Annotated in this window: 13 protein-coding genes and 7 pseudogenes; 10 read left to right on the top strand and 10 right to left on the bottom strand. The window is 64.1% G+C overall.

Features of this window, described 5'->3' with window-relative positions:
* From WA944_RS11570 to WA944_RS11555, 4 genes and pseudogenes are all read left to right on the top strand, one after another.
* A pseudogene (locus tag WA944_RS11570) lies at positions 1 to 369 on the top strand (IS21 family transposase); the annotation flags it as partial.
* 234 nt (positions 370 to 603) lie between these two features.
* Complete coding sequence (locus WA944_RS11565) at positions 604 to 1,179, top strand: DUF6431 domain-containing protein (protein ID WP_526646969.1); 576 nt, start codon at positions 604 to 606, stop codon at positions 1,177 to 1,179.
* Between the two features lie 190 nt (positions 1,180 to 1,369).
* Positions 1,370 to 2,080 (top strand): site-specific integrase, encoded by a 711-nt coding sequence (locus WA944_RS11560; protein WP_526374301.1) that lies wholly within the window; start codon positions 1,370 to 1,372, stop codon positions 2,078 to 2,080.
* Complete coding sequence (locus tag WA944_RS11555) at positions 2,077 to 2,241, top strand: hypothetical protein (protein ID WP_526374300.1); 165 nt, start codon at positions 2,077 to 2,079, stop codon at positions 2,239 to 2,241. The genes WA944_RS11560 and WA944_RS11555 overlap by 4 nt, the downstream gene beginning before the upstream one ends.
* 517 nt (positions 2,242 to 2,758) lie before the next feature.
* On the opposite strand, the gene WA944_RS11550 is transcribed toward WA944_RS11555, so the two are convergent.
* From WA944_RS11550 to WA944_RS11535, 4 genes are all read right to left on the bottom strand, one after another.
* Entirely contained in the window at positions 2,759 to 3,628 is an 870-nt protein-coding gene (locus WA944_RS11550; protein WP_526374299.1) for an amidohydrolase family protein, read from the bottom strand.
* Positions 3,625 to 5,205, bottom strand: a complete 1,581-nt coding sequence (locus WA944_RS11545; protein WP_526374298.1) for an SDR family NAD(P)-dependent oxidoreductase — start codon at positions 5,203 to 5,205, stop codon at positions 3,625 to 3,627. The genes WA944_RS11550 and WA944_RS11545 overlap by 4 nt, the downstream gene beginning before the upstream one ends.
* Complete coding sequence (locus WA944_RS11540; RefSeq protein ID WP_526374297.1) at positions 5,202 to 6,986, bottom strand: flavin-containing monooxygenase; 1,785 nt, start codon at positions 6,984 to 6,986, stop codon at positions 5,202 to 5,204. The genes WA944_RS11545 and WA944_RS11540 overlap by 4 nt, the downstream gene beginning before the upstream one ends.
* 496 nt (positions 6,987 to 7,482) lie before the next feature.
* Complete coding sequence (locus WA944_RS11535) at positions 7,483 to 8,070, bottom strand: hypothetical protein (protein WP_526374296.1); 588 nt, start codon at positions 8,068 to 8,070, stop codon at positions 7,483 to 7,485.
* Between the two features lie 356 nt (positions 8,071 to 8,426).
* On the opposite strand from WA944_RS11535, the gene WA944_RS11530 reads away from it, so the two are divergent.
* The 3 genes and pseudogenes from WA944_RS11530 to WA944_RS11520 all read left to right on the top strand — a co-directional run.
* The gene (locus tag WA944_RS11530; RefSeq protein ID WP_526374303.1) at positions 8,427 to 9,572 is read left to right on the top strand and encodes a thiolase family protein; all 1,146 of its coding nucleotides are present in this window, start codon (positions 8,427 to 8,429) and stop codon (positions 9,570 to 9,572) included.
* A gap of 170 nt (positions 9,573 to 9,742) precedes the next feature.
* On the top strand, positions 9,743 to 10,198 hold the full coding sequence (locus WA944_RS11525; RefSeq protein ID WP_526374295.1) for a VOC family protein: 456 nt from the start codon (positions 9,743 to 9,745) through the stop codon (positions 10,196 to 10,198).
* Position 10,199: 1 nt separating this feature from the next.
* Positions 10,200 to 10,328, top strand: a pseudogene (locus tag WA944_RS11520) (IS110 family RNA-guided transposase); the annotation flags it as partial.
* 207 nt (positions 10,329 to 10,535) lie between these two features.
* On the opposite strand, the gene WA944_RS11515 reads toward WA944_RS11520, so the two are convergent.
* The 4 genes from WA944_RS11515 to WA944_RS11500 all read right to left on the bottom strand — a co-directional run bounded on the left by WA944_RS11515 (position 10,536) and on the right by WA944_RS11500 (position 15,004).
* Positions 10,536 to 11,792 (bottom strand): acyl-CoA dehydrogenase family protein, encoded by a 1,257-nt coding sequence (locus WA944_RS11515; RefSeq protein ID WP_526374294.1) that lies wholly within the window; start codon positions 11,790 to 11,792, stop codon positions 10,536 to 10,538.
* On the bottom strand, positions 11,789 to 12,925 hold the full coding sequence (locus tag WA944_RS11510) for an acyl-CoA dehydrogenase family protein (RefSeq protein ID WP_526374293.1): 1,137 nt from the start codon (positions 12,923 to 12,925) through the stop codon (positions 11,789 to 11,791). Before WA944_RS11510 ends, WA944_RS11515 begins: the two co-directional genes overlap by 4 nt.
* 80 nt (positions 12,926 to 13,005) lie before the next feature.
* Positions 13,006 to 14,226, bottom strand: coding sequence for an amidohydrolase family protein (locus tag WA944_RS11505; protein ID WP_526609699.1), 1,221 nt, complete (start codon positions 14,224 to 14,226; stop codon positions 13,006 to 13,008).
* A gap of 112 nt (positions 14,227 to 14,338) precedes the next feature.
* Positions 14,339 to 15,004, bottom strand: a complete 666-nt coding sequence (locus WA944_RS11500; protein WP_526374291.1) for a TetR/AcrR family transcriptional regulator — start codon at positions 15,002 to 15,004, stop codon at positions 14,339 to 14,341.
* Positions 15,005 to 15,082: 78 nt separating this feature from the next.
* On the opposite strand from WA944_RS11500, the pseudogene WA944_RS11495 reads away from it, so the two are divergent.
* A pseudogene (locus tag WA944_RS11495) lies at positions 15,083 to 15,239 on the top strand (thioesterase family protein); the annotation flags it as partial.
* Positions 15,240 to 15,917: 678 nt separating this feature from the next.
* Positions 15,918 to 16,431: pseudogene (locus tag WA944_RS11490) on the top strand (DDE-type integrase/transposase/recombinase); the annotation flags it as partial.
* Between the two features lie 222 nt (positions 16,432 to 16,653).
* On the opposite strand, the pseudogene WA944_RS11485 reads toward WA944_RS11490, so the two are convergent.
* Positions 16,654 to 17,052: pseudogene (locus WA944_RS11485) on the bottom strand (Zn-ribbon domain-containing OB-fold protein); the annotation flags it as partial.
* A gap of 248 nt (positions 17,053 to 17,300) precedes the next feature.
* On the opposite strand from WA944_RS11485, the pseudogene WA944_RS11480 reads away from it, so the two are divergent.
* A pseudogene (locus tag WA944_RS11480) lies at positions 17,301 to 17,534 on the top strand (IS1634 family transposase N-terminal domain-related protein); the annotation flags it as partial.
* On the opposite strand, the pseudogene WA944_RS11475 reads toward WA944_RS11480, so the two are convergent.
* Positions 17,535 to 17,847, bottom strand: a pseudogene (locus WA944_RS11475) (hypothetical protein); the annotation flags it as partial.
* Between the last annotated feature and the right edge of the window lie 186 nt (positions 17,848 to 18,033).

The raw sequence follows: 18,033 nt of genomic DNA, 5'->3' as shown, positions 1-18,033 counted from the left end.
TTTAGGGAGGTCAGTGTGAATGAGATCAGGGAAGTGCTCAGAGTGTGGTTGGGGGTGGCGGGGCTGCCGGCACCGGGGTACCGCAGGATCGCCGCGCATTGCGGCCTGGACCGCAAAACCGTGCGCCGCGACGTGGAGGCCGCGCAAGCGGCCGGTTTGTGCCGTGACGACGATGTCAGCGCAGTTGATGACGAGTTGATTGGGGCGGTGGCCGAGGCGGTCCGCCCGGTGCGCCCGCATGGCCACGGAGCGGGCCACCAACGCGGTGATCTGCTCCTCGAACGCCATCAACTGTTCCCACGCCGAACCGTGGTGTTGACCGTCTCCCTGTGTAACGACCACGGCGGCGGTGTTCGTCATTGGCCCTAGCGATGATCGATGCCGGGGATGATGGTCATCTGCATCATCACCGCGCCCACGATGGGCCTGGCCGCCGGTCAGCCCGCCGACGATCCCATCCGACCTCGGCTCGCTGAGGATGACTCTTGTCGTCATGGTCGGTGACGGCGACCGGCCCAAATCTGGCGTGGCCCAACACGAACTGACCCCTATGCCCGCCCGTGGGTGATAGGTAAGGCTGATGTGTCATGGACTGGCTCTGCGGTGATCGTCGCCCGCTCTACCGAACTGGCCGAACAACTGCTCATCAACGGCGAGCTGCGCTGCCCGCACTGCGCCACCGGCCAGCTGACCCCCTGGGGATACGGTCGACGGCGCAGCGTGCGCGATCTTGCCGGCACCACGGTTACGGTGCAGCCCCGCCGCACCCGATGCTCGTCGTGCTCAACGACGCACATCGTGCTGCCCGCTGCGCTGCAACCACGACACGCCGACACCACCGCCGTGATCGGAACAGCGTTGCTGCACAAAGCAAAAGGGCTCCGACACCGGCGTATCGCGGCCACGATCGACCGGCCAGTGTCCACGGTGCGGCGCTGGCTTCGCCGCCTACCGCCGGCCCATCTGGAGCGCATCTACCACGACGGGACGCAACGGCTGCTGGCGCTGGACCCTGACACATTCACCACGCTGCGCCGCACCGGCACCATGCTGCATTACGCGTTGTCGATCCTCGCGGCAGCCGCGCACTGGGAGTACCGCCGATACGGCATCAGCGACCCGCCGTGGACCCTGATCGGCCTCTACACCCGCGGACGACTTCTCGCGCCACCCGGCTGATCCCACTCGCGAGCCCCCGCCCCCTCGGGGGCCGTCGTCGGCGTGCCCGAGCACAGCCGTCACCACGACGACGACCGCGTCACCGTGACGAACACCCCGTCACCGCGCAGACGAACACCCGAAATCACGTCTTCATCGACAGTGACGGCATCATCTGCATACTCAGCGACGTCCAACACCGTGGCAGCGAGTGAGCGCAGCACACGCCTCCAGCTGGTTCGGCCGGGTCACCCGGATACCGCATCAACGGGGTTTCAACGACGCAAACTACATCGACGATCACGCACTTGCGCAGATCACTGCGGCGCTGCCGCTGATCGGGTTGCCTCGCACCGAACAGATGACCATCACCCGCGGCGACGGCACCACCCTCACCGCCAACGGGCTCGACGACCCGCAAGCGATGCGGATGATCCTGCTGCAGATCCTCACCGGCCGGCGGGCCAGCGAGATCCGCACCTGCGACTTCGACTGCCTTTCGGCTGCCCCCGCCACCACCGCAGCAGCCAAGGGCGACGACCAAACGCTGACCAGGTTCCGCTATGCACAAAGCAAGATCGACGTCGCACCCGACACCATCCTCGTTGACCGCGAGGTCACCGAAGTCATTGCCGAACAACACCGTTGGCTGCAAACCCAGCATCCCGACGGCAGCAGGCGGTATCTGTTCGCGCGGCGTCTGGGCAACCGCCGCGGCGACAAACCCTATCCGGCAGGCACCTACAACTGGGTGCTGCGCACCCTCAGCGACCTCGTTCAGATCACCGACGCCAAGGGCCACGCCGTGCGGTTGAGCCACACCCCACCGCTTCCGCCACACCCGGCTAAACCCGGCTGGCCGAACTCGGTCTGCCGATTCACGTGCTGCAGCGCTATGCCGGGCACGCCACCCCCACCATGACGATGCACTACATCGCCGCCCGCGACGAACACGCCGAGCAGGCGTTGCTGGCCACCGCCAAGCTGCGATCCGACGGCACCCGCATCCAACTCTTCAGCGACGACCACGACAGTCTGCACCTGTTCCGCCGCGCAGACCGGTTCCTGCACCGGCGCACTTGACCCAGACCGCCCCGACGAGCATCCTCGATAACGCGCCACAGTGGTCCCATCACCCTGGCAAACGACACGCAACCGCCGTCCAGGTCAATTCGGTCGGCCCGGGTGTGACCCGCAACTCGATGCTTGCCACACTGGAGCAACTTCGGGACTGGGTCGAGGGTCTGGCGGAGCGGGTCGACGCTTGGTCCACTCGGTGAGGCCGACGATGTCGCCGAGGCCATCGTCGCGGTTGTGGGCATGCTATGGGTCACCAGTCAGACAATTTTGGCCGACAGTGGGCTTGCTCTGCACAGCGCAATCGATGCCTTCGGCCAGTTGCAGCGTGTGATGCAGCAGGCCCAAAGTGCAACGGCCGTCGACCGAATAGGCGGGTGACTCAAACGGTCTCCGGCACGGTTGATCTCGTGACCCCACTTCGGAACGTATCGGAGATGACGACCGTCTGGTTCGACATGCGCCCATCTGTCATGTATGGCGACTTTCCATCGCCAGCCGGTCGAGTCGCTGACACGAGTCGCTAACAGCGGTAAACGCGCTCGGCGGTGCCGGCAAACAACTTGTAGCGATCGTCGGCGGAAAGGCTGGCGGTGATCGTCGAGTATGTGGTCCAAAGTTGGTCCAAGGTGCCGTGCATCCCATCAACCGGGAAATTGCTTGCGAACATGCATCGGTCGGTGCCGAATGCGTCGATGGCGTACTCGAGCCAGGGGGCCATGACTTCGACAGACAGTGACCCCAACGGCATGGCTAGGCCGGAGAGCTTGCACAACACGTTGTCGCCGAGGCTCGCCAAGGCGTCGATACCTGTCTTCCAGAGGGTGCGTTCTTCGTCGGAGTCGTTGCGCGGCCAGCCCGTGTGCTCGATGACCACAGTGAGGTCACCGTGAGCCTCCAGTCCTCGGGCGGTCGAAGCGAGTTGATCGGGATGGGTCATCACCTCGTATACGAGTCCGCGCTCGGCAAGCGCGCGAAGCACATCGGACGCTGGAAGCGAGGCTTCGGACACCCCCATCGGACGAACACCCCGGAAACGGGGCGCCGCCAGCTGTAGATCGATGGCAGTTATCGCGTCGACCGTCGAATTGAGGTGTGGCAAGCCGCCGATTATGGCGCTGGGTTGGCCGTCCGCCGCCGCTCGCCGGTCGAGTTCGAGGGTCTCATCGATGGAGTGCTTGCCCGTGGCGGCGGCAACATTCACCAGCTTCTCGACGTTCCACCCTGAGCTTTCCTCAAGGTAGGCGGCAGCGTCGAAGCGACGCGACATGCCCGAGACGTCGCCCATGTTCAGTTTCGCTTGCCCTGCAGTCAGGTACGGATACCAGTCGGTGCGGGCCGGGTCCCATAGGTGCACATGCGCGTCGACGATGCGGGGAGGCTTAGGCGTCATCCCGGCTGCACGATCTCTCGGATTGCCTCGTCAAACCAGGGGGGCACCACCGGCCCGCCGAAGCTGATGCTGCCGATGGGCCGCGGGTGAACGCGCAGTCCGAACCAGCCCTCGCTCGAAACTAATTCCGCACCGGCGAGGTCGGCGGCGTCGGGGCTACAGACCAGATGTGCCATCAACTCAGCAGGGCAGTCTTTGGATTCTGCGCTAATGGCGAAAGGCAGGACCCGACCGTGGGTTGCCTTCTTACCGGCGCGCGCCAACTGGGCTGACGCTTGTGCTCGGCTGCGGCCGCCCGAGTTGGTGCCGTCGGTGACGGTCACGAGGCGGATGGGTCGGTCAGCAGTCGCGGCCACCTGGGCGACGGCCCTTGTCCATTGAGCGTCCGTATCGATCAGCTCGACGATGCCCTGATGTTCATCGACGATGCGCTCCCAGCCGGACGCCGCGCGGCTTGCGTCAGGTCCTGATATAGCGACGACCACGGCGTCGAGGGCGTCGACATCGTTCAGTTCAGCCGGGACGGCGACCGACTGGCATTGCACGCTCCTCGCTTCCAGCGCGGCCGACACGGCCTTCGCCACTTCAGGTAGATCAGCGACCACTGCGCACGAACGTGCGGCAGTGGGCGCAAGCTCGTCGGCGGGAGATTGGTCGAAGATTGATCCGAAGCGGGCGTTGCTGCCGCCACCGCTGATCTGGTGCGCCTCGGCGGGGGCCAGGGCGGCCACCGTCGCGGCTTGAAGCAAGTGGGCCAGGGCTGGCACGTCGCTGCTGCGAATGACCTCCACCAGCCGTGGCTCGTCGATCACCGCGACCTCGGATCCGCCGGCGAAAAGGACTCGGCCGTGGCACGCCTTGAAGGTGTCTCCTACCAGGTGCGCGCCGAGGGGGCCCAGGTGTTCGGGTGCGGGCATCGAGCCCAGTGAGAGCCCGCCCGTGGCCGACGGACGAGTCGGCTGTGTGCGGCCCTGCGCAGCGGCGACCATCCGGGTCGCCGCGATCGGGGAGATCGCGTTGACGATGACGCCCTCGGGAGCGTTCCTGCCGAGTTGCCACGTGAGCGAGGCCACTGCGCGCTTGGCGCAGCCGTAGGCACCGGCATCGGCGGCACGCCAGCCCGATCCTGAGGTGACCCCGAGGATGTGGCCCCGCCCGGCCGCCGCCATCAGCGGCAGTGCGGCGGCCAGGACGTTGCGGTAGCCGTCGAGGTGTACGTCGAGCACGCTGCGCCAGTCGTCGGCGCTGCCCGTCGCGAAGCCGGTCGGACGGCTGATGCCGGCAACGTTGACCACGGCGTCGAGCCCGCCGAACTCGTCGGCGAGTTCGGCGAACAATCGCCTAACCGCCGCCGCGTCAGTGACAGATACCTCGGAGGCCCGCGCGGCGCCGCCCGCTGCCACAATGCGACCGGCGGTCGTCTGCTCGGATGGGGGGAGGCGCTGGAAGCCGTCGACCGAAACCAGCGGATCGAGAGTGACCACGAAAGCACCGGTGCTGCCAACTGATTCGGCGATGGCGGCGCCGATGCCCCCACCGCCCCCAGTAACGACGACCACGCGCTGCCGTGCAGTCACGCCAACTCCAGCCCGTCTAATTCCCCTGAGGCCAACCAATCCTCGAGCAGGTCGCGGTAGGCGAAATAGTCCCCGAATCCGCGACCGTAGTTCGTGTTGCGTGCCTTCACGCCACCTGGATCGCCCTCGTTGTTGATGCGCGACGGCGTACAAGCTGACATCACGGCGCTGGGGTCTATATAGCTGTCGACGATCTGCTGCGTCCAATCGGCTTCGGCCTCCGCGTTCACGTCGAACACGCCAATCCCCTGCTTCTCGAGCAGTGCCACGGTGCCGGAGATGAACTCGGCACCCAATACGGCGATCTGGGTGTAGTTGACCGTGACGACCGACTGCTGCCCTGGGGCGGGCATCACGAACATGTTGGGAAAGCCGCGGCTCATCATGCCGAACAGGCTGGCGGCGCCGTCGGCCCATTTCTCGGCGAGCGTGATGCCGCCTCGCCCGACGATGTCGTGGCCGACGCGACGCTGAAGCGGCGTCATCTCGGCCTCGAAACCGGTGGCGTAGATGATGGAGTCGACGTCGTATTGTCGACCGTCGATGACCGGTCCCGACTGGGTGATCCGCTCAACTCCGGTGGGGCAGTCGATAAGGGTGACGTTGGGGCGGTTGAACGCGTCGTAATACTCGTCGTGGAAGCACGGGCGCTTGCAGAGATACCGGTAGTACGGCTTGAGCGCGGCCGCCGCGTCGGGATTAGTGACCAGTTGATCGATCCGCTGGCGGTGTTCCTCCATGATTTGGTAATCGAGTTCCTCGGCTGTCCGCATGAACTCCTCGGTGCTCATGCCCTTGCGGCGCGGCGGGTTGTGTACTGCGGCGTAGTGATGGGTCCAACCGTCGTCTGTGAGGTCGGTCTCGACGGAGCGGCCCAGCATGATCGACTGGAAGTTGTCCATCCGCTCCTTCTGCCAGCCCGGCGCCAACCCCTCTGGGAACGACGGATCGGTGGGTCGGTTGCCGCGGACCCCGATCGCCGATGGCGTGCGCTGGAACACGTAGACGTGCCTGGCCGACTCAGCCAGCGGCGGAAGGGCCTGCAGCCCGCTTGCTCCCGTACCGATCAGCGCGACGGCCTTGTCACCGAGGCGGGTGAGCGCTTCTCCTGGCGCGCCGCCGGTGTAGCCGTAGTCCCACCGCGCCGTGTGAAACGCCCTGCCGGCGAAGTCGTCCATGCCCGGGATCACGGGCAACTTCATGAGGTTGAGGATCCCCACTGCCAGCACGTAGTAGCGGCACGACAATTCGTCGCCGCGATCGGTGTGCACTGTCCACCGGCCGGCGTCGTCGTCCCACACCGCCCGGGTGACCCCGGTGTGGAACAGGGCGTCGGACACCAGGTCGAATCGAGCTGCGACCGCCTGAAGGTGCTGTCGGATCTCCTCGCCGAAGGCATAGCGCCGGGTGGGGATGTAGTCGAGTTCCTCGAGCATCGGAAGATACTGGTAAGACTCAACGTCGCACATCACGCCCGGATACCGGTTCCAGTACCACGTGCCGCCCACTCCGCCGGCCTGGTCGACGATCCGAATTCGCTCGACACCGGTCTTGCGGAGGTGAGCGCCCGCGAGGAGTCCGGCGATCCCTCCGCCGACGATCACGACGTCTGGGTCGTCGACGACGGGCTCGCGGTCGATGCGGGGCGTGAAGGGGTCGGCCCGGTGTCCGGCGAGGCGCTCGTCATGGGCGAGATCGCGGATGGCCGCACGGCCGGGGACGAGGCGCTTGTCGCGCTCAGCGAGGTACTTGGCGCGCACTGCTTCAGGGTCGAAGGCCATGGCACCCCCTCCGGACAGCCATCATTCCTATGTTACAAAATATCTCTAGAATGTAAACTCCTCCGTCTTCTTGGCAGACTGTGGAACTTCACTTCGCGGACAGCGGTAATCGGCGGCGTTCACCGTGCCGACAAGAGGCCGCTTAGGTGGAGGCCATGGACGTGCCGTGAAAGGTTCCGGCGACTACCGCCATGATCGAGCGTTCGATCGGCCATGCAGGCTCCAAACTCCTTCGTCACACGCCGGTTGCAGCGGGACCCGTCTGCGCACGACCTATCGCAGTGTTGGTCCTTAAACTGGGCGCGGCTATGTCAATCGCGTTTGCTTTGGCCGGCGGCACGAGGTGTCGTGCTGACGACCGACACAATCGCCACCGGAGCGACTTACTCACGGTTTCATGTATCGGCGGCTTAAGCGCAGTCGCGGCGAAGCCACCGCTAGCCGGGCGCGATTGCATCGCGCCTTAAATCGTCTGGCGTTCGCGCCAGGGGGTCGTTTAGACACGTTCAAGATCAACACCGTGCTCGATCGCGTACCAAGAGCCACACGTGCGGAAAAGCTCGGCGGAATCCTCGGTCGCAACCGATGAGGCGGAACGAAGTGCACGAGCCTTGAAAGCTGAAGCGGCCGCACTGAGTCGATGCCTTGCTTGCTCGAAGGTCTGCCCGGATGTGAACGCTTCGTCGCCCCAGACAACGACCTCCATCCCGCGCCGGCTGAGGGCTTGTGCGCGAGCATTGAGGGGACTGGACGACGTGAGTAATTCGGCTGCGACAGCCAGGGATGCGGGCATCGGCGTGAATAGCGACGGCTCAAGTTCTGCTTCGAAGAAAAAAGTGGTCTCGACGCCGAGAATCCGCAGTGGCGTGACGTCGCTTCCGGCAGGTGCCCACGCAGTGACGCGCCAGCCAGCCCGCGCACGGTCGAACAACCATCCGCCGGCCGCGCGGACGGTAGACGCGACGTCTACGCAAACGACGGTAAGCGAACAGCAAGTCACCGGGTCGAGACTGCGTACCAGAGCCGCCGGGCCAGGCTCAGCCGGCTGCTTGACGCCGATCCGTCCGAAGTTGCGATAGCCCACCAGGCCGGTCCCCTCTGGATTTCGAGTGTGACAAACCATGGCAATAATGTAAACCGAAAATTCGAGCTTGTCGACTGCTTGCCTCAGTGGTCGCTGACGCCCCAACCCCTTCCGTCGGCATGTCACAGGGAGCGAGTCCGTCGAAGCTGACTATGAGTAGCCGTTTTGGCTGTAGAAGGCGGTTCTAGGTTGACGACGCGAAGTTCCGATGACGACGTCGTTGGGGCACAGTCCAACCATGTGTGACATGAAAGATGTTACATGAAAGCCTGATAACGTCATGCAGGTCGGTGAGTTCTCAGATCAGCCTGGAGAGCGCTGACAAACGTGATTAAAGGAGGTCATCGATGCCGGGGTTGAGAGATTCGGTCGCCATCATCGGCGTGGGCTTGCACCCTTTCGGCCGGTTCGACAAGACCGCCATGGAGATGAGTGCTGAGGCCATTGACGCCGCGCTTGCCGATGCCGGCGTCGAATGGCCAGACATTCAGTTCGGCTTCGGCGGCAGTCACGAGGTGTCCAACCCCGACGCGGTCACCCGGTTGGTGGGTCTCACAGGTATCACATTTACCAACGTGTTCAATGCGTGCGCGACCTCCGCCAGTGCCATCGCGCAGACAGCCGATACCATTAGGCTCGGCAAGTACGATATCGGTATCGCGATCGGTATGGACAAGCACCCGCGCGGAGCGTTCACCGACGAGCCGGCAACCCTTGGGCTTCCGCGGTGGTACGCGGAAAACGGGCAGTTTGTGACTACCAAGTTCTTCGGCATGAAGGCCAACTATTACCTCCACAAACACAACATCTCGCAACCGACGCTTGCCAAGGTCGCGGCGAAGAATTTTCGCAACGGTTCACTCAACCCGAATGCCTTCCGCCGGAACGCAATTTCCGAAGACGAGATCCTCAACTCGAAGGTGCTGAACTATCCGCTGACGCAATACATGTTCTGCGCGCCGGACGAAGGTGCGGCCGCGATCATTATGTGCCGCGCCGATATCGCACGCCGTTACACCGACAAACCGGTCTACGTGCGCGCCAGCGAGATACGCACTCGCACCTACGGCGCATACGAAGTGCACGCCACTTCTGCGCCGATCGACGAGGACTTTTCGCCGACCGTCTACGCCGCTCGCGCCGCGTATGAGGCAGCAGGCATCGGACCCGAGGACGTTGACGTCGCCCAACTGCAGGATACCGACGCAGGCGCTGAGGTGATTCACATGGCCGAGACCGGTTTGTGCGCGGACGGGGATCAGGAGAGGCTGGTCGCCGTCGGTGCCACTGAGATCGGCGGATCCCTTCCCATCAATACTGACGGTGGGCTAATCGCAAATGGAGAGCCGATCGGTGCCTCCGGATTGCGTCAGGTGCACGAGCTTGTGCGCCAGCTTCGTGGCGACGCAGGTGCACGCCAGATTCCGGGCAGTCCGCGCGTCGGGCTGGCCCAGGTCTACGGTGCCCCGGGTACCGCCTCAGCGACGATTCTGTCGTTGTAGCGCCTCGCAGTGATCACATGGGCGGATAGTCTTTGAAAGTTGCCAAGATTGACGGTCGCGGGCAGTCTGCCCGCCCTGCTTGGATCGCCGTGGCGCATGGGTTCCTCGCAGGCGTGACCGCCCAGGTCAGACGTGATGGTCCACGAATCTCACTCGCTAGGAAGGCCTAGATGACCGATCACCGAACTGTTTTCAATCACGTCGGGATATGCGTCGGTGATCGCACGAGATCTCGGCGCTTCTATAAGGAACTCCTCGGCTTTAAGTTCTGGTGGGAGTTGGACCCACCCGAGGAACCCACCGCGAAGCTACTGCAGCTCGATCAGCCAGTCGGATTGCACGCTACCTACTTGGTTCGCGACGGCTTGGTCCTTGAGTTACTCGACTACTCTGGTCGCCAACCACGTCGGGGTGCTGAACGAGTGATGGATCAACTTGGTTTGACCCATATTTCGCTGTCGGTGTCGGATCTGGCGACAATCTTGCGCAAGGTTGCAGAGTTCGGCGGTTCGGTCGTGGAGGAGACGGTCGCGGCGGGGTCGGCGATGATCCGCGACCCCGACGGACAATTGCTGGAGTTGGTTGCCGACGGGTGGCTGGCCGCGCTGCCGCCACGCCCTGAGTGAGGCTAGCCGGCGTCTGCATACCCGCTGGGCCGGCTTCGACGCCCGCCAGAAACGCCCGGTGATCGCCAACGTGGCGATCGCCCGAGAACTGGCCGGCTGGTGCTGCTCACTGGCAGTCATGCCCGACTGACCCACCCAATTGTCCAGATGAACAACGCTGCGGGCGGCAAGCGCCCTGGAGGGACCCGCGATAGGGCTATGGCAATCACACTGTCATACAACTGATTACGCTCGACACGCGTGACCCGCAGCAACACCCATCTGGTCAACGAAGCGGCGGCCCCGACGACGGTCGCGGCCGCGCTTCCCCCTGCCCCTTGACAAACTGACCTACATATCAGCCCTTGTTGCGTTTCACCTGATTGAACGGCACGCCACGGTCGGCGGCGTGCTCGCGCGGGAAGCCCAGCACGCGTTCGCCGATGATGTTGCGCGCGATCTCGGTGGTGCCACCGCCGAGCGCCCCCGCTTGTCGCGACAGGTAGCGCTCGCCGTAGCGGATCATGTCGTCTCCGACTTCCACGACGCCGGCACTCCCGGTGAGCGAAAGCACGGTGTCGAACTCCAGATGATGTACCTCGGCGTGGGTGACCCGGATGATCGAGCCTGCGGCAGGTGGCAGTGAGCCGTCTAGGACGCCGTGATACACGTGGTCGATGAGCTGCTCGCGTACCGCACGGTGCACCAACGCGCGGCCTGCGGCCTCCTGTGCCCGCTCGCTGTCGGCCTGCCCGGTCGCCTCCAGCAGCGCGACGTAGTCGATCGGTACGGCGGACTTGCCTTCGGCGCCGATGCCGCTCGCGAACTCCGAACCGCCGCCGACGGCCCGGCGCTCGTGGTACAGCTGCCGGGACGCCACGTGCCAGCCGCCGTTGACCTCGCCGACGACGGCGTCGTCGGTGAGTTCGAGGTTGTCGAAGAACTCCTCGCAGAACTCGACCGAGCCGTTGACCTGTTTGATGCGCCGAAGCGTGATGCCCGGGCTGTTGATGGGCACCAGGAACATCGTCAGGCCTTCGTGCTTGGGGACGTCCCAGTCGGTGCGGGCCAGCATCAGCCCGTAGTCGGCGGCGAACGCGCTGGTGCTCCAGGTCTTGGCGCCGTTGATCACCCACTTGTCGCCCTTGCGGTCGGCGCGGGTGATGACCCCGGCGAGGTCCGATCCGCCGCTGGGCTCCGACAGCAGCTGCACAAGCACCTCGTCACCGCGTAGTGCGGCCGAGATGTGTTGTAGTTTCTGCTCTTCGGACCCGGTATCGAGGATGGTCGCGGCGCAGATCGTGAAGGTCGGGGTGTTCAGAATGACCGGCAGTTCGTAGCAGCGTGACTCGTTGTTGAAAGCCCTCTGATAGGCGATCGGGAGACCGAGGCCGCCGTACTCGCGGGGGAAACAGATTCCGGCGAACCCGCCCTCATACAGTTTCTTTTGCAGCTCCCGGGCGCGATCCCATGGCTCCTCTTCGCCGCGGTCGTGCTCGGGCGGGTTGGCGGGATCGATCGGCGGCATGTTCTCGGCCAACCAGGTTCGGACCCGCGTTGCGAACTCTTCGACCGACTCGGTCGTTGCGGCGGGTGCCGATGCGGTGTCGGTCACGATGCATGCTCCAGGTTCTTGGTGAGCGCGTACACGCGCAGGTTGTGATCCTCGGGTGTGCCGAACATCGAGCGGTACAGCGTTGCCCGGCGCAGGAAGATATGCAGATCGTGTTCCCAAGTCACACCGATGCCGCCGTGCAGCTGAATGCAGTCCTGCAGCATGCCCGGAGCATGTTCACCCACATAGGATTTCGCGACGCTGACCGCCATCTGGGCGCCGGCCGGACGCGCGGCCACCTCGACCACCGCGGCGTTCGTCGTCGCCCGGCACGACTCGAACCAGATCTTCAGATCGGCGTACTTGTGTTTGAGGGCCTGGTAGGAGCCGATGGGTCTGCCGAACGAATGCCGGTCGAACCCCCACTGGATGGTGAAGTCGAGCACCGTCTCCAAGATGCCCACAATTTCGGCGCATTGGAGAATCGCGGCGATCTGGCTCTGGCGCGCGATGAGCGCCGGGGTCTGCTCGGCGGAGCCGACGACCGCGGAGGCATCCACCTCGACGCCGTCGAAATGCACTCGGGCGTAGGTCTTCACCATGTCGATAGACCGCTGCGATTCGACGGTGACGCCGGATGCGTCCGTAGGGACCACGAACTGTCGCACCGCGCCGTCGCAGTTTGCCACCACCAGCAGGACTGCGCTCTCGGCGCCGGCCTCGACACGGTCCTTCACGCCGTCGATGCGGTACCCGGTCTCGGTGCGCGTCGCGGTGACTGCCGCATCGAGGGGTGAGAACTGCTTGCCGGGTTCGTAGACCGCCCACGAGGCCACGACCTCACCCGAGATCAGGGATTCGATGGTGTGCTCGTGGTTCTCGGGCGCTTCGGCCAGACCTGCCAGCACGATGCTGACCGGGTGCAGCGGACCCGGTGCGACGGACCGGCCCGATAATTCCGCGACCAGAGCGAGGTCGGCGACACCGTCGCCGGACACGCTGCCGCCGCCAAGTTCCTCGGGCACCAGCAGACTGGTCCAGCCGAGTTCGGCGGCGCGCCGCCACCAGTCGCTTTCGAACGACGTTCCGGCGTCGTGGAGTTCACGCAACCGGTCCAGTGAGGCGCTCTTCTCGAGGAACGACTGAGTTGTCGAGACGAACAGCAGCCGTTCTGGGTTTGCGGCGTCGGTCACGGCGCGGACTCACTTTCACTGACGCGCGAAGTGCGTGCCGGAGCACCGACACGCACATTCACGATAGGTACCGTTGGATGTCAGGCGAATTCCATGGCTGGCACACCCGGCTTGTGGACGACCTCGTTCGGAATCTTGAACAAATCGATCATGTTGCCGCCCATGACCTTGCGCTGCCCCTCGGCGTCGAGTCCGGAAAGATCGTCGATCAGGTGCGTCGGCTGCGCCAGGCCCTCTGGGTGGGGCCAGTCGGAACCGAAGATCACGCGGTCGACGCCGCACAGCTCGGCCATTTGGGCGAAGTCGTCCTCCCAGAACGGTGCGACGTAGATGCATCGACGGAACGCCTCGATCGGATCCTCCAGGAATCCCTGCGGCATCTTCGAGTAGACGTTCTTGAATTGCTTGAACAGGTAGGGCACCCAGTCGGCGCCGTTCTCGATCGACAGCACGCGTAGATCCGGATTGCGAGTCAGCGCGCCGTGGCAGACCAAAGCCGCCATGGTGTCTTCGATGGGCCGCTTGCCCATCGCGACCATGCGGAACGACGTCGGCGCGAACGGCTTGAACTCGTCGCCGGGCTCCCAGTCGTTGAGGTACTCGGAGTACCCGCTGTCCGAGGCGTGCATCGACACCGGGATGCCGGCCTTGACACACGCATCCCAGAACGGGTCGAACTCCTCGACGCCCAGGGACCGAGTGCCCCGGTAGCCGGGCACCGGTGCGGGTCGGACCAGGACGGTCTTGGCGCCGCGCTCCAGGCACCACTCCAGTTCTTCGAGGGCACGGTCGACGTTGCCCAGGTTGATGACTGGCGTGGAGAAGATGCGGTCTTCGTAGGTGAACTGCCAGGTCTCATACATCCACTGGTTGAGCGCATGGACGATGTCGAGGATCAGGTCGGGATCGTCCTTGAGTCGCGCTTCGACCAGGCTGGCCAGCGTCGGGAACATCAGGGTGTAGTCCAATGCGAGGCTGTCCATGACCTCGAGGCGTGCCTCGGGGTTACGGAAGGCGGGAATCGCCTTCATGGGCTTGCCCATCACCTCGCGGTAGCTCTTGCCGCCGCTGCCGTGCCGGAAGTACTCCTCCTGGGCACCGGGGCGGGCGACGACCTCGAACGTCGGGTTCGGGATGTAATCGCTGACGACGTTGCGGACCATGATCTTGGTGCGGCCGCGGACGTCGATGTAGTCGATGACGCCCTTGCGGCGGTCCGGCAGGAATTGCGTCAGCGCCTCTTTGGGCTCGTAGAAGTGGTTATCGGCATCGAACACCGGATAGGGGAGTTCGCGGCTCATATTCCGCCTCCTGGAAGTCTCGCTTGGGCTGTGGTGGTAATGACATTACCACGTCTGGACCAGCGAAAACAGCAGGCCTGGTTGAGGTGTTTTTCACATTGGACCCTGCAGGTCAGGCGCGTTTGTGCCCACCGGTGAGGCCGTTGACGCAGAAGTCATAGATCTGGTCGGCGTCGACGGGCACGCCGCTCAACTCGGCGCCCAGGACGTGCAACCGCATGGCGCCGAGCGCCGACTGCATGATCAGCGCCGCGGTCGCGTCGATGTCGATGTCGGTTCGGAAGGTGCCCTCGTCCATACCGCTGTGGATGATGTCCTTGATCAGCTCGTGCACCGGGGCGAGCACACGCGCGTACTCGCTGGGCAACGCCTCGGCCAAGCGGTCGTTGTAGAACGTCAGGCCCCGGTTGACCTTGTCCTGTGTCGTCGTTTCCGCCGGCGTGCAGATGCGGTCGATGAGTATCCGCAGCGCATCGACGGCAGGCAGGCCGGCCGTGTCTTCGCGCCACTTGCGCGTCGCCTCGGACATGATCGTGTCGACCAGCGCGAGCAGCAATTCGTCCTTGGTGGAGAAGTGCTGGTAGAAGGATCGCAGCGAGGTCTTGGACCGTTCCACGACCTCCAGCACGGTGAAGTCGGTGCGGCCGGTCTCACCGAGAATCGCCAACGCCGACTTCATGAACCTCTTCGGGCGCGACTCCGGATCCAGGTCGACGACTGCGTCCGACGTCGCCGGGCGGGCTCCTCCGCCGGGCGGCCGACCGCTGCGCTTCGCCATGGGCTCCTTCCGGGGTTGTGCACGAATGTCGGTAACGACGTTACCGCTTTTGTCGCAGCTGGGTTACTGTTCCCTCCCATGACCACAGACTCAGCGCCGACGCCCTGGACCGTTCAGAGCCTGCTCGACCTGTTCGACGTGCAGTCCGACGGCGAGAACAAGTTCACCGCAGAGACGCCCCGCCGGGCAGGACGATCGCCAGGTAGTCGGGGGAACGCAAGTGCTCGCTCAAGCGGCTGAGATTGTTATTGAGATTAGCCGGTGAGTTGAAGTCCCGGCCTGGCAGAAACGAGGTCTCCAGATAGCGGTTAGCCGGGGTGGATCAGTCGGGACATCGACACCCTCGATCACAGCCAGAAACAGCACCTACTGATTGAAGACGTCCGCGTGGCGTGCCTCCCACTTTCCGGACTGCGGACCAAATAAGGTCCGACCCGTGTCCGGAGGCTCCGTTATCTGACTGCCTCCTCGGTTTGAGGGTGCAATTTTCGATCGTAGTGGAGTTCCTCGGCCCGGTCGGGGGTGAGGAAGATCTCGGGACCCCTCGTCTGTGAGGAACCGCGCGAGCAGATCCTCGTCGATGTCATCGACCTCGGCGCCCACCAGCTGCATCCACCAGCTCAGTCGTTCCAACACATTCACGACCCCCGCCGCCGAACCCGGCGAATAGCCCAGCCCGGCCAACCATCCCGAACACTGGCCCAGCACCATCGGCGCCAAAGGACCCACCGGAACCCGCGGGACCCGAACCGGATACGACCGGGCCGTCGGCGATCTCTTCGTCACGGACCTCACCTCCAGACAATTCCATGCCTGAAGCGTGACCACGACTATGCCGACCTTTTGCACCTCAGCACCGCCGTTGGCCTGCACCATCGCAACGACCGTCGGCATATTCCATAGGTCGGCATAAGACATGACCGAGATCCCTACTGAGTCCGGGCAGAAACTGTATTTGGCGACCGTGCTCGACCTCTATAGCCGCCGGCTGCTGGGGGCGGCGATGGGCCTGCACCCGGATGCTGACTTGGCGTGCGCGGCCATCAAGATGGGCCGTGGCCGCGCGCGGCGGCGGCCACGTGGGCTGGCCGCGATGAGCAGTCCGAGCGGGTCATATTCCACACCGACCGCGGTAGCACCTATACCGCAAACGCGTTCACCACGCTGTGCTGGCAGTGGGGATTCGGCAGTCGATGGGTCGGGTCGGGTCGTGTTTCGACCATGCCGCTGCCGAGGCGTTCTTCTCCTCGCTGGAATGGGAAGCGTTGTCCCGCAATCGTTTACGTGATAGTATTCATGTGCAGGCTGCGGTTATCGACTGGTGCTACACCTTCTACAATCACCAACGCCGGCACAGTGCCGCCGACGGGCTCTCGCCCGTCAACTACGAGATCAGGCAATCCAAGACCAAGCCGGAAGCGGCATAGGAAACCCTCCACGATTTCGGGGGAACCACACTTTGCTTCCACCACGTCGCTGATCTCTGGAAAAGGCGGCTGCAAACGATACGGCCGAGCAGGGTGGAATCGCCGTTGTTGTTTGATGGAGCCTCCACACATCCAGGGCGATCCACCTCAGCGCGGTGCATCACCAGGTACTCCCCCGGCGACCACATCGGGCACATCGGGCAGGCGACGCTGATGGGCTTGCCTGCTGCGAGGGACGAATACGGGGAAGTACACGGTGTCCTGCGCGCGGTCGTGTCGTTCGGACTGCACCTCAACAGGCATGCCGACGTAGACCGAGTCCGGTTCGCAGTCAATAATATTCGTAGCTATCCGAAGGCCGGCCTGCTCGATTAGCTCGACGATGGCGATAACGTACGGTAGCGGCACCTCGGGATTAAATGGGTGAAAGTTCACGGTGTAGGTGTAGACGGTGCCCTCACCTGAGACCGGACGCGGTTCGAGTTGGCCGCCACATTCGGGACAATCGGCCTCAGTTGGGGGGACCCACAGCACGCATCGACCGCAGTGCGCGGCGAGCAGGCGCTGACCATCACCGTCTAGCCACCATGAGCGGTTCTGCTCAGTCACTTGGGCGAACATGCGCGCCGGGATCGTCGGGGAAGCCTTACCTGCCATGTGGGACACGGTACCTTGTTGTCAATTATTGCAACAATGCGCGGACTGACCCGACTTCCGGAGCTCGTAGGCATTCATCGGGGTAGTGACGCGCGTTTGTGCTGGTAGGAGGTTCGCGGGGTCGGCCGAACCACGAAATTGTGTAGGCACACGATTTCGGGCGTGTCGCTGGACCTGATCAGCGGATACGTGGTATTGGTGTAGGTGTGTAGCTGCGGGAGACGAAGCGGCGCAACCGCGACGGGTCGACGGTGTCGTATCTGCAGCTGGCGCACAGCGAACGCCATCCCGTCACCGGGGGGCCCTCGGCGAAGGTGATCCACAGCTTCGGTCGCGCCGAGGCCGTGGACCGCGACGCGCTGGCCCCGTTGGTCGCGTCGATCTCGCGGTTCCTCGACCCGCAGCAGGCGATCGCCGCCGGGCACACCGGCGACATCGAGGTGCTCTAACGACAGCTCGGCCATCCCGGGGTAGAGCGGCTCGTTATCGACGAGTTCGTTCTTGTAGCTGCTGTTGACCGACTCGGCCAGAGCATTGTCGAATCGCCGACGGTCCCAATCGAGGGCAGGATATCTTCATCTGCGAGGTTCTCGGTAAACGCCACCGCGGTATATTGGGCCCCCGCATCACTATGATGTATAATCCCCGTTAATCGACTGTGCCAGAACGCTTCCGAACATCGATTGCCTGATTGATGGCATCGATCACCAGCTGCCGGGTCATCTCGGAAGCAACTTTCCAGCCCACGACCCGAGGTGCCTCACCTAAAAGTGAGCGCGAAGTAGGTGCCTGGCGCCTCACGCATGGTGAGCGCGCGTGGTGAGCGCGCGTGGGGGGTGGGGGGGCTTGCGCTACTTCGTCTTGGCCAATCGGTTGATTGACGGTTGCAATGCTTCCAGGTCGAGGTGGCGGGTGGCGGCGAGGGCCTCGGTCTTGGCCTTGGCC

Origin of the sequence: Mycobacterium sp. (assembly GCF_049683355.1) — a bacterium.
Lineage (GTDB): Bacteria > Actinomycetota > Actinomycetes > Mycobacteriales > Mycobacteriaceae > Mycobacterium.
The sequence above is the reverse complement of the archived record's forward strand: the minus strand, read 5'-3'. Positions and strand labels throughout refer to the sequence as shown.

Bases quoted from the DNA above. Each gene is read 5' to 3' on its own strand.
- WA944_RS11525 (WP_526374295.1), top strand. From the start codon at position 9,743: ATGACCGATCACCGAACTGTTTTCAATCACGTCGGGATATGCGTCGGT.
- WA944_RS11500 (WP_526374291.1), bottom strand. From the start codon at position 15,004: ATGGCGAAGCGCAGCGGTCGGCCGCCCGGCGGAGGAGCCCGCCCGGCG.
- WA944_RS11540 (WP_526374297.1), bottom strand. From the start codon at position 6,986: ATGGCCTTCGACCCTGAAGCAGTGCGCGCCAAGTACCTCGCTGAGCGC.
- WA944_RS11550 (WP_526374299.1), bottom strand. From the start codon at position 3,628: ATGACGCCTAAGCCTCCCCGCATCGTCGACGCGCATGTGCACCTATGG.
- WA944_RS11555 (WP_526374300.1), top strand. From the start codon at position 2,077: ATGACGATGCACTACATCGCCGCCCGCGACGAACACGCCGAGCAGGCG.
- WA944_RS11505 (WP_526609699.1), bottom strand. From the start codon at position 14,226: ATGAGCCGCGAACTCCCCTATCCGGTGTTCGATGCCGATAACCACTTC.